Origin of the sequence: Absicoccus intestinalis (genome assembly GCF_033971885.1) — a bacterium.
Classification (GTDB): Bacteria; Bacillota_I; Bacilli_A; order Erysipelotrichales; family Erysipelotrichaceae; genus Absicoccus; species Absicoccus intestinalis.
This window is the reverse complement of record NZ_JALBUS010000012.1, coordinates 15,588-26,084: the sequence shown is the minus strand read 5'-3', so window position 1 is coordinate 26,084 and position 10,497 is coordinate 15,588. Positions and strand designations below refer to the sequence as shown.

At 40.7% G+C, this 10,497-nt stretch carries 12 protein-coding genes, 4 tRNA genes and 1 other annotated feature; of the genes, 14 read left to right on the top strand and 2 right to left on the bottom strand.

Features of this window, described 5'->3' with window-relative positions:
- Nucleotides 1-32 precede the first annotated feature (32 nt).
- Entirely contained in the window at nucleotides 33-317 is a 285-nt protein-coding gene (locus MOZ64_RS08135) for a hypothetical protein (protein WP_320326065.1), read from the top strand.
- 12 nt (nucleotides 318-329) lie between these two features.
- On the opposite strand, the gene asnA is transcribed toward MOZ64_RS08135, so the two are convergent.
- Nucleotides 330-1,337 (bottom strand): aspartate--ammonia ligase, encoded by a 1,008-nt coding sequence (gene asnA, locus MOZ64_RS08130; protein WP_320326064.1) that lies wholly within the window; start codon nucleotides 1,335-1,337, stop codon nucleotides 330-332.
- Nucleotides 1,338-1,442: 105 nt separating this feature from the next.
- Between asnA and MOZ64_RS08125 the strand changes: the two genes are divergently transcribed.
- The 8 genes from MOZ64_RS08125 to MOZ64_RS08090 all read left to right on the top strand — a co-directional run bounded on the left by MOZ64_RS08125 (nucleotide 1,443) and on the right by MOZ64_RS08090 (nucleotide 8,704).
- Complete coding sequence (locus tag MOZ64_RS08125; protein WP_441293713.1) at nucleotides 1,443-2,810, top strand: sodium-dependent transporter; 1,368 nt, start codon at nucleotides 1,443-1,445, stop codon at nucleotides 2,808-2,810.
- A gap of 78 nt (nucleotides 2,811-2,888) precedes the next feature.
- Complete coding sequence (locus tag MOZ64_RS08120; RefSeq protein WP_320326062.1) at nucleotides 2,889-3,863, top strand: ABC transporter substrate binding protein; 975 nt, start codon at nucleotides 2,889-2,891, stop codon at nucleotides 3,861-3,863.
- Nucleotides 3,864-3,866: 3 nt separating this feature from the next.
- Entirely contained in the window at nucleotides 3,867-4,793 is a 927-nt protein-coding gene (locus MOZ64_RS08115; protein ID WP_320326061.1) for an ABC transporter permease, read from the top strand.
- Nucleotides 4,786-5,580: an ABC transporter ATP-binding protein gene (locus tag MOZ64_RS08110; RefSeq protein ID WP_320326060.1), complete on the top strand. Its 795-nt coding sequence runs from the start codon at nucleotides 4,786-4,788 to the stop codon at nucleotides 5,578-5,580. The genes MOZ64_RS08115 and MOZ64_RS08110 overlap by 8 nt, the downstream gene beginning before the upstream one ends.
- A 27-nt stretch (nucleotides 5,581-5,607) precedes the next feature.
- Nucleotides 5,608-5,813 (top strand) — a binding site (T-box leader).
- A gap of 41 nt (nucleotides 5,814-5,854) precedes the next feature.
- Nucleotides 5,855-6,823, top strand: a complete 969-nt coding sequence (locus MOZ64_RS08105) for an ABC transporter substrate binding protein (protein WP_320326059.1) — start codon at nucleotides 5,855-5,857, stop codon at nucleotides 6,821-6,823.
- 12 nt (nucleotides 6,824-6,835) lie between these two features.
- Nucleotides 6,836-7,702, top strand: a complete 867-nt coding sequence (locus tag MOZ64_RS08100; RefSeq protein ID WP_320326058.1) for an ABC transporter permease — start codon at nucleotides 6,836-6,838, stop codon at nucleotides 7,700-7,702.
- Entirely contained in the window at nucleotides 7,695-8,447 is a 753-nt protein-coding gene (locus MOZ64_RS08095) for an ABC transporter ATP-binding protein (protein WP_320326057.1), read from the top strand. The genes MOZ64_RS08100 and MOZ64_RS08095 overlap by 8 nt, the downstream gene beginning before the upstream one ends.
- Nucleotides 8,448-8,491: 44 nt before the next feature.
- Nucleotides 8,492-8,704 (top strand): hypothetical protein, encoded by a 213-nt coding sequence (locus MOZ64_RS08090; RefSeq protein WP_277633755.1) that lies wholly within the window; start codon nucleotides 8,492-8,494, stop codon nucleotides 8,702-8,704.
- Nucleotides 8,705-8,707: 3 nt separating this feature from the next.
- Here the strand turns inward: MOZ64_RS08090 and MOZ64_RS08085 are convergent, their stop codons facing one another.
- Entirely contained in the window at nucleotides 8,708-9,649 is a 942-nt protein-coding gene (locus tag MOZ64_RS08085) for a rod shape-determining protein (protein WP_320326056.1), read from the bottom strand.
- Nucleotides 9,650-9,731: 82 nt separating this feature from the next.
- On the opposite strand from MOZ64_RS08085, the gene MOZ64_RS08080 reads away from it, so the two are divergent.
- The 5 genes from MOZ64_RS08080 to MOZ64_RS08060 all read left to right on the top strand — a co-directional run bounded on the left by MOZ64_RS08080 (nucleotide 9,732) and on the right by MOZ64_RS08060 (nucleotide 10,497).
- Nucleotides 9,732-10,115, top strand: coding sequence for a hypothetical protein (locus MOZ64_RS08080; protein ID WP_320326055.1), 384 nt, complete (start codon nucleotides 9,732-9,734; stop codon nucleotides 10,113-10,115).
- A 46-nt stretch (nucleotides 10,116-10,161) separates the two neighbouring features.
- Nucleotides 10,162-10,237, top strand: a tRNA-Val gene (locus MOZ64_RS08075).
- A gap of 13 nt (nucleotides 10,238-10,250) precedes the next feature.
- Nucleotides 10,251-10,334 (top strand) — tRNA-Tyr (locus tag MOZ64_RS08070).
- Between the two features lie 5 nt (nucleotides 10,335-10,339).
- Nucleotides 10,340-10,414 (top strand) — tRNA-Gln (locus MOZ64_RS08065).
- 9 nt (nucleotides 10,415-10,423) lie between these two features.
- Nucleotides 10,424-10,497, top strand: a tRNA-Gly gene (locus MOZ64_RS08060).

Here is a 10,497-nt window from a genome sequence, read left to right as displayed (position 1 = left end):
GAGCTTTTGAAGCTCCTTTTTTTGGAGGTTTTATGTTTGAAGAAGTGCAAAAGTTTTATTCGTATTGTCAAAAACAGTTATCAAAAACCATAGTTTCGGTCAATGTGGTAACGGACACATTTGATGAAACCGAAATCGTGGATGCATTGGCTTTTTGTGGGGCCATCGTCTATGAAGGCAAACCGTATGGGGCTGATGCTCGAATTGAAAAGGGAGCCTATTATTTAAACGATCAAGAAGTTCCGGTTTCTGCTTTCGCATCGATGGAAATCAAGTATTCGTATTCCAATGCACGCATTAAAAAAGATCCCGCCTAAGGGGATCTTTTTTTATAGGATCTGTATATGGTGGGCTTTGCAAGCTTGGATCATATCTTCTGGCCATATGCTGGCTTGGACTTCACCAATGTGAGCTTTTTTCAGCAGCAACATACACAAACGAGATTGACCAATGCCACCACCAATGGTATAGGGCAGCTCTCGATTGAGGATGGCTTGATGATAAGGTAATTCCATGCGTTCCGTACAATTTTCTTTCTTTAATTGTTCAACCAAAGAATTTTCATCAACACGAATGCCCATAGAACTGATTTCCAATGCGCATTGGAGGGGTTCAAACCAGAACATGATGTCGCCATTGAGTTGCCAATCATCATAATCGGGAGCACGTCCGTCATGTTTTTCGCCATTGGAAAGGGTATCGCCAATTTTCATGATGAAGACACAACCGTATTTTTTAGCAATCGCATTTTCTCGCTGGCGTGCATCCAGATTAGGATAGAGATCCAATAGTTCTTGCGTTGTGATGAAGTGAATATCGTCGGGTAGATGATTGACCGCTTCTGGATATTTGTACCAAACTTCGTGTTCCATGTGTTTGATCACTTTAAAAATATGACGAACGACTTGGCGAAGCGTTTCTTCGTTACGTTCTTCTTTGGTGATGATCTTTTCCCAATCCCATTGATCCACATAGGCAGAGTGTAAATTATCGAGGTCTTCATCTTTGCGAATCGCATTCATATTGGTGTAAAGGCCGGTATGCATTTGGAAACCGTATTTTTTAAGTGCAAATCGTTTCCATTTGGCAAGTGAATGCACAACTTCAATGTCTTCATTCGGAAGAGCTTTCATATCAAAATGTACAGGGGTTTCTACGCCATTTAGATTGTCGTTCAAGCCCGAGCTTTTGGTGACAAAAAGTGGTGCGGAAACGCGGGAAAGATGGAGTTCGTTGCCGAATTCTCTTTGAAATGTGTCACGAATGTATTTGATGGCTTCTTGGGTATGGCGTATATCCAAGACAGGATCGTAATTTTCAGGTAATATCAGTGTCATAAGGACTCCTTTCTACATACCTTTTGATTGTACCATAAACGATGAATCATTGAAATAAATACAGATTATTGATACTATTGTACCGTTATGTAAGGAGAGTTGAATATGCGAGATCGTTTTTCCAGCCGATTGGGATTTATCTTGATCAGTGCTGGTTGTGCTATTGGATTAGGAAATGTTTGGCGTTTCCCATATATTACGGGAAAATATGGGGGTGCTGCTTTTGTATTGATTTATTTGTTTTTTTTATTGATCTTAGGTTTGCCTGTCATGGTCATGGAATACAGTGTAGGTCGGGCCAGTCAAAAAAGTGCGGCGCAATCGTTTGATGTCCTTGAGCCAAAAGGAACGCATTGGCACTGGATGAAATATTGGTGTTTGATTGGAAATTATTTATTAATGATGTTTTACACGACTGTCTGTGGTTGGATGGTGTATTATTTCTATAAAATGATCATTGGTTCTTTTCAAAATGCGAGTGCAGAACAAATCACGGCGACGTTTAACCATATGTTGGCCAGTCCAAGTATCAATGTTGGGTATATGATCTTTGTTGTCGTACTGGGCTTTTTTGTGGTATCCAAAGGATTAGTAGACGGTTTAGAAAAAGTTTCTAAGACCATGATGATTTGTTTATTGGGTTTGATGGTCATTTTAGCGATTCGTTCAGTGACTTTGCCAGGTGCTAGTGCTGGTTTGAGATATTATCTCGTGCCTGATTTTCATAAAATGACACAATATGGCATTGGAAATGTGATTTTTGCGGCTATGGGACAAGCCTTCTTTACGTTATCTTTAGGCATCGGGGCCATCGCAATCTTTGGTTCTTTTATTGATAAAGATCGACGTTTGACTTCGGAAGCGATGCAGGTGGTTGCCTTGGATACGTTTGTTGCCATTGTAGCAGGATTGATCGTGATCCCGGCTTGTTTTGCGTATCATATCGATCCAGGACAAGGACCTGGTTTGATTTTTGTTTCTTTGCCCAATATTTTTGCGAATATGGCGGGTGGCAATATTTGGGGTGCTTTGTTCTTTTTATTTATGAGTTTTGCGGCTTTCACGACCATTATTGCGGTTTTTCAAAACATCCTGACCATGACCAAAGAATTAACGGGATGGAATCGTACGCAAAATTTATTGGTGAGTTGTTTTGGGGTATTGTTCTTATCTTTGCCTTGTGCATTGGGTTTCAATGTATGGTCTTTTATTCAACCTTTGGGTGCGGGTACAACCATCCAAGATCTTGAGGATTTTATTGTTTCGAATAATTTATTGCCTTTGGGATCAATGATCTATGTATTGTTTTGTACTGCCAAAAAAGGTTGGGGATGGAAGCATTTCTTGCAGGAAGCCAATAGTGGACAGGGTATTCGATTTCCAAAATCAGTTCGATGGTATTGTAGTGTCATTATTCCTTTATTGATCCTCATCATTTTTGTGCAGGGTTATATCGTTTATTTTGCAGGGTAGATATTCAAAATGGATATCTGCTTTTTTTATGTAAGCGTATGTGTTAAAATGTAAGAAAATGTAAGAAGGAGAAGGGAAATGAAAAAAATAAGCAAAATTGCCCTTGCGATTGCATTGGGCCTTTCCATGACTGCTTGTAGCAGTGGAACCGCAACGAAAGACAAGAGTGACGTGAAGATTGGTGTGATTCAGTACACTGAGCATCCAGCTTTGGATAAAGCGTATGATGGTTTTGTCAAACAATTGAAAAAGGCTGGGTATAAAAAGAGTCAGATTGATTTCAAGAATGCGCAAAATGACCAATCGAATTGCGAGACCATTGCCAATAAGTTTGTGAATGATGGGGATGATTTGATTTATGCGATTGCGACACCGGCAGCACAGGCGGCAAAAGGAAAAACCGATGATATTCCAATCGTGATCTCGGCGGTTACCGATCCAAAAGCGGCTGGGTTGGTCCAATCCAATAAAAAACCAGGTGAAAATGTAACGGGTACGAGTGATTTGAATCCGGTTGAAGAACAAATTGAACTGTTGCAGAAATTGGTTCCCAATGCCAAAAAGGTTGGAATCATGTATTGTTCGAGTGAAGATAACTCGATCGTGCAGGCAAAATTAGCGCGTAAAGCGATTGAAAAGGCAGGAATGGAATCGCAAGATTTCACGGTCAGTGAAACAAATCAGATCCAGCAAGTAGCTGAATCGATGGTTGGTAAGGTTGATGCGGTATATATTCCTACCGATAATATGTTGGCAGAAAGTATTTCGAGTGTGACTTCGGTGACAAATGAAAATAATTTACCTTGCATTGTTGGTGAATCCAATATGTGTGAAGGTGGTGGATTGGCAACGTATTCGATTGATTATGAAAAATTAGGGGAACAAGCCGGTAAGATGGCTGTGAAGATCTTAAATGGTGCAGATCCTGCGACAATGAAGATCCAATATCAATCGAAGGATGATCTACAATTGTACATCAATCGTAAAGTTGCGAATCAATTGGGAATCACCATTCCCGATGAGTATAAAGATGCGACAGATATAGGAGAATAATGCATGAATATACTACTAGCTATACAAGGTGCCATTAGTCAAGGTGTGCTTTGGGGTGTCATGGCATTGGGTGTATATATCACCTTTCGTTTGTTGGATATTGCCGATTTAAGTGTGGATGGTTCCTTTGCGACAGGTGGTGCTGTTTGTGCGGTTGCCATCCTACATGGTGTAGATCCATTGATTGCTGTTTTATGCGCATTTATTTCTGGCTTGATTGCTGGTGGTATTACGGGTCTACTTCATACAAAATGTCAAATTCCGGCTATCTTGGCTGGTATCTTGACGCAAATTGGACTATATTCCATTAACTTGCGAATCATGTCTCGTTCGAACTTGCCGTTATTGGCAAGTCCGACCATGTTTAAGATTTTCCACAATTGGACCCATATTTTATCTTCTTGGTCAGTCTTGATCATTGGTGTCATTTTTGTTTTGGTTGTTTCTTTATTGTTGTATTGGTTTTTTGGAACGGAAATGGGGTCGGCCATTCGTGCGACAGGAAATAATGAACATATGGTTCGTGCCCTTGGTGTCAATACCAATACAACGAAGCTACTTGGTTTGATGCTTTCCAATGGGTTGGTTGCCTTGTCTGGTGCTTTGGTCACGCAATCGCAAGGATATGCGGATGTCAAGCAGGGTATTGGTGCCATTGTGATTGGATTGGCTTCGATCGTCATTGGTGAAGTGATCTTTCGTGGTAAAGGAAATTTCTTTGTGGCTTTGTTGTCAATCGTGGTTGGTTCGATCATTTATCGTATCATTGTGGCCATCGTTTTACAGCTGGGTTTATCAACGGATGATCTGAAATTATTTACAGCCATCTTAGTTGGTATTGCTTTGACTGTTCCGGTGATCTTAGATCATCGAAAACAATTGGCCATGTATAAAAAATTGACCGGAAAGGAGATGGGTGATCATGCTTAGGATCGAACATGTCTCTAAAACGTTCAATATGGGAACCATCAATGAAAAAAAAGCATTGAATGATCTCAACTTACATTTAGAACCTGGTGATTTTGCGACGGTCATTGGTGGCAATGGTGCCGGAAAATCCACGATGTTGAACATGGTTGCGGGAGTATATCCGATTGATTGTGGTCATATCTATGTGGCCGGAAAAGATATTTCTTTGGCACCAGAATACAAACGAGCGTCTTTGATTGGTCGTGTCTTCCAAGATCCAATGATGGGAACAGCTTCGAATATGAGCATTCTGGAAAACTTGGCGATGGCCAATCGTCGTGGTAAATCACGTTCTTTAAAATGGGGCGTGACCAAAGAGGAAGAAAGTCAGTTTAAAGAAGAATTGAAACGACTGGGTCTCGGTCTGGAAGATCGTCTGACCAGTAAAGTGGGCTTGTTGTCGGGTGGCCAAAGACAAGCTTTGACTTTATTGATGGCCACTTTGATTGAGCCAAAATTGTTGTTGCTGGATGAGCATACGGCGGCTTTGGATCCTCGTACCGCAAAGAAGGTATTGGATCTAACGGTCGAAATTGTCGAATCCCAACATTTAACGACATTGATGATCACGCATAATATGAAGGATGCGATTGCGATTGGCAATCGTTTGATCATGATGCATGAAGGTAAGATCATCTATGATGTGCGTGGTGCAGAGAAACAAAAATTATCAGTGAATGATTTGTTGAAAAAATTTGCCGAAGCACATGGCGATGAATTTGCGAATGATCGGATGATGTTGGGTTGATTTTCGCTTAACCATCCGGTATGATAAAACAAACCGTTGAAGAAGAGATCAAACGAAAAGATGTGCCGAAGCGAGTCTGGGATGGTGCAAGCCAGATGGTAACAATTTCGCAAATGGACTTCCGAGGGCGAGGTGAATAGAGTAGCCAAGACGTGCCATGCGTTAAATGGATGAGTGGATATCGAATGATATCAATTCAGGTGGTACCGCAGAATTTGTATTTTGTCCTGTATGTTTTTACATACAGGCTTTTTTATTAGAGAGAAGGGTGTGTATGAAGAAAATATTAGCTGCCATATTGGCATTGAGCTTATCTTTGAGTGGTTGTCAATCCATGGCACATGATAAACCGGTCGTATCGGTTGCTCAATTGGTTTCGCATCCATCACTCAATTTGATTCGTGATAATTTCAAAAAAGAAATGAAGCGATTGGGCTATGTCGATGGCAAGAACATTGAATTGAATTATGCCGATGCTTCGGGTCAAGTGGCCAATTTGAATTCGATCGTGAATCAATTTGAAGATAAACAAAGTGATGTGATCGTGGCCATTGCGACACCAACCGCACAAATGGCCGCGCGTGTATCGAAAAATATCCCGGTGGTATTTTCTGCTGTTTCCGATCCGATTGGGGCTCAATTGGTTTCCAATCTAAAACATCCAGGTGGAAATATCACAGGGACAAGTGATGAGGTACAGATCGATCAAATCTTGGAATTAGCCAAGACGCTAACGCCAAATATGAAAACGGTTGGTTTTTTGTACAATGCTTCAGAAACCAATAGTGTGGCAAACTTAAAAAAGGCAAAGTCGTATTGTGCCAGTCATGGATTGACCTTGATTGAAGGAACCGGAAAAGACATCACCGAATTAGAGACATCGGCTTCGGTTTTGTGTCAAAAGGTGGATGTGCTTTTATCACCCAATGACAATACGGTGGCTAGTGCCATGCCTTCTCTTTCCAAGACGGCTACGGATGCAGGAATTCCTTATTATGTTGGTGCCGATTCAATGGTAAAAGATGGAGGATTGGCCACGGTCGGGATTGACTATGCCCAATTGGGAAAAGAAACCGCCGATATGGTCGATGCGATCCTTAAGGGCAAAAAAGCGGGTGATATTCCGGTAAAAGTCTATAAAAAGGATTTATTTATTTATGTGAATAAAAAGACGTTAAAACAATTGGGTATCACTTTGCCGGATTCCGTTGCGCAGAATAAGAAGCTACAAATCGTAGGATAGAGGGGAGAAAATATGTCAAGTGCAGTTATATTAAAAGCAATTGAATTGGGATTGGTTTTATCGGTATTATCTTTGGGTGTATATATATCGTTTCGTATCTTAGATATTCCCGATCTGACCGTGGATGGGTCTTTTTCAACGGGTGCAGCGACAGTAGCCATCATGACGATGGCAGGAGCACCGATGATTGGTTTATTTGCGGCTTTTTTGGCAGGATGCGTTTGTGGGATCATTACGGCCTTGTTGCAGACCAAGATGCATATTCAGCCTTTATTAGCGGGTATCATTACAATGACTGGGTTGTATTCCATCAATTTGCGTATCATGGGCAATCTACCCAATATGCCTTTGATTTCTTTAGATCCGGCCAATGCAACTATTTTCGATAAGATCGATCAGCCTTTGTTGGCATTGATCCCAATCGTTGCCTTGATTGGTTTCTTGCTGTATTGGTTTTTTAAGACCAATTTGGGACTGGCCATTCGCGCTACGGGAAACAATGAAGCGATGGTTCGTTCCAGTTCGATCAATGCGGATACGATGAAGATCATTGGTTTTGCGTTATCCAATGGATTGGTTGCTTTATCGGGTGCTTTGTTTGCGCAATACAATCATTTTGCGGATGTGACTGGTGGTACCGGAATGATGGTCATTGGTTTAGCTGGTATCATTGTTGGTGAAGCCATCTTACAAAAACATACCATTGGTTTTGGTTTGTTTGCAGCAATTTTAGGGGCTTGTATTTATCGGTTCTTATATACGTTGGCTTTGCAGTTTGGTGTTCCATCTGGCGACATGAACTTGATTTCTGCTATCTTAGTTGCCATTACCATTTCGATTCCATATTTACGTAAAAGAAAGGGGCCAGAAAATGCTTAGTCTACAAGATGTATCGGTTACGTTTAATCAAGGAACTTCATTAGAAAAGAAAGCGTTGTCGCATGTCAGCGTAGATGTCAATGATGGTGATTTTATTACGATCTTAGGAAGCAATGGAGCAGGTAAATCTACTTTCTTTAATGTCATTGCTGGAAAATTATCCGTTAGTGAGGGTAAGATCATTTTGGGTGGTAAAGATATCACCCATGAAAAAGAGCATGTGCGTGCTCGAAATATTGGTCGATTATTTCAGGATCCTTCCATGGGGACGGCGAGTCATTTGAGTGTGGAAGAAAATTTGGCATTGGCTTATTCTCGTTCCAATCGTGGTTTGTTTTCGATTGCTGTCAATAAACAGGATCGTGCTTTCTTTGCAGAGAAATTAAAAACCTTACATATGGGTTTGGAAGATCGCATGAAAACGCCCATTGGTTTGTTGTCGGGCGGACAGCGCCAGGCGGTTGCTTTAATGATGGCGGTCTTAAATCCACCGGAAGTCTTGTTGCTGGATGAACATACTGCGGCATTGGATCCCAATAGTGCTAAGAAAATTTTGGAGATAACGAATGCTTTGATCAAGGAAGAGCATATTACGGCTTTAATGATCACGCACAATATGAAAGATGCATTGGAAAATGGCAATCGTTTATTGGTTTTTCATGATGGTAGGATTCGTAAGGATTTTAATGCCAAGGAAAAAGCGGCATTGAAGCCAGCGGATTTATTGGCATATTATGAGGTTTGACAAAAAGGGACTTTTATCATAGACTGAGAACAGAGGTTAGGGCAATGTCACATATTTTAAAAGAATTGAAACATGCAAATCTTCCAAAGCGAATTGATACAACGATTGAGTATAAATGCAAGAGTGATGAAGATAAAGAAGCTGTTTATTCAATGGTCCATGATATGTTGGAAAATCACTTAGAGGAATTTGCGAAAGTTACATATGATCTTGAACCAGATAATGTAGTAAAAGTAGAAGTTATCGAAAATCGATAGCTTCTATTTTTTTTGTTCATCTTCTTCTTTTAAACGGTCTAAGATGGTCATGATGCCATAAGCAATGGTATATTGCGGATTGGGACTGATAAAAAAGGGAATATGAAGTTGTTGACGTAAAATGGTATCGATTTGAGGAATTTCCATGAGACCACCGCAACAGACAATGCCTCGTTTTGCCAGGTCACCTTGTTGTTGATTGGATAAAGTGGTCAAGAAGGTATAGATCCATTGGCTCCATGTGTACACGATGCGTGATAAAATTTGACCAATTTGATCTTGAGAAATGGAAATGCTGCGATTTTGTTGGGTTCGTATATCGGTGCCGTGGATCAGGATGGGTTCACGACTTTGACCAAATTGGAACAATATCTGTTCGATAAAGGGTTGACTGACTTGAAGATTGTATTTTTTTTGGATCCATCGATAGAAAGTTTGTAGAATTTGGGCACCACCATATGGTGAATGACTTTCTTTTTGAATGATGCCATTTGAAAAACAGGCAATATCACAAGAGGCATGTCCCATATATAACATACATGCGGAGATGGATGTGTTAATTTGCAGTTTGGCGCCAATGGCTGCACACCAAAGTTCTTTATCATAGATAACTTGTGTCGCACCTTGTTCGAGAATATGATGACGTATTTTTTCACATTGTTTTTTATCAAAGGTAGAAGGAGTGGTAAAGAAGACAGTTGTTTTGTGAAACAAACGAAAACTTTCATAGCGATTAAAGATTTCATCCAAATAGCTATAAAGTTCAGATAGACGGCGATAGTTACGGACATGTCGTGTACCGCGCAGTTGACTAGCTTCGGTGCCAATCGCAATTGTTTTTTTATTGGTATCAAAAGCCAATAGGGACGCTTGATCAAATAAAATAGTATTTTCTTTGATGTAACGTATGGTGTGGGTACCAATATCTAATCCAATGTATTCCATACATCTATTTTACTATTGAAAAAAGAATGCTACAATACATTTACAAATGAAAGAATTACTGAGACATACACAAGGAACGTATATGATATTTGTATTGGATGCATTGGATAAGCCGAAAAGTGTGCGTGCATTGCGTCTTTGTATGGAATGGCAGCCTTTGTTGGAAGAAATGGGGGTGCCCGCTTATATTGTTTCACCATCCGATACGGTGTTGTATTCCATTCCTTATTTTCAAATGCATTCGGATGTGGACCTGAGTCTGTGTCGTCGTTTTGGTGCCATTCGTATCAAAAGTATTTATGGAAAACCAAGAGAATGCATTCAAGGTACGATCGTGGTCATGCAAGATCAAAATGTGGTACACATCAATCATCGGGTAAACGAAAAGGCAATGCGTTCGGCTTGTACTTGTGCTTTGAAAAAACGATATCAAGAATTATTAAAAAAAGTACAGAAAATGATTTGACAAAGAGTACGTCTCTTGGTAATATATAAAAGCGCCAAGCAATGACGGAGGTTTAGCTCAGTTGGGAGAGCATCTGCCTTACAAGCAGAGGGTCAGCGGTTCGAGCCCGTTAACCTCCACCATTTAAATAGTTTTGGAGGGGTAGCGAAGTGGCTAAACGCGGCTGACTGTAACTCAGTTCCTTCGGGTTCGACAGTTCGAATCTGTCCTCCTCCACCATTTATTGGGGTATAGCCAAGCGGTAAGGCACAGGACTTTGACTCCTGCACTCGTTGGTTCGAATCCAGCTACCCCAGCCACTTTTTTATGCAGGTGTAGTTCAATGGTAGAACTTCAGCCTTCCAAGCTGACTACGTGAGTTCGATTCTCATCACCTGCTCCA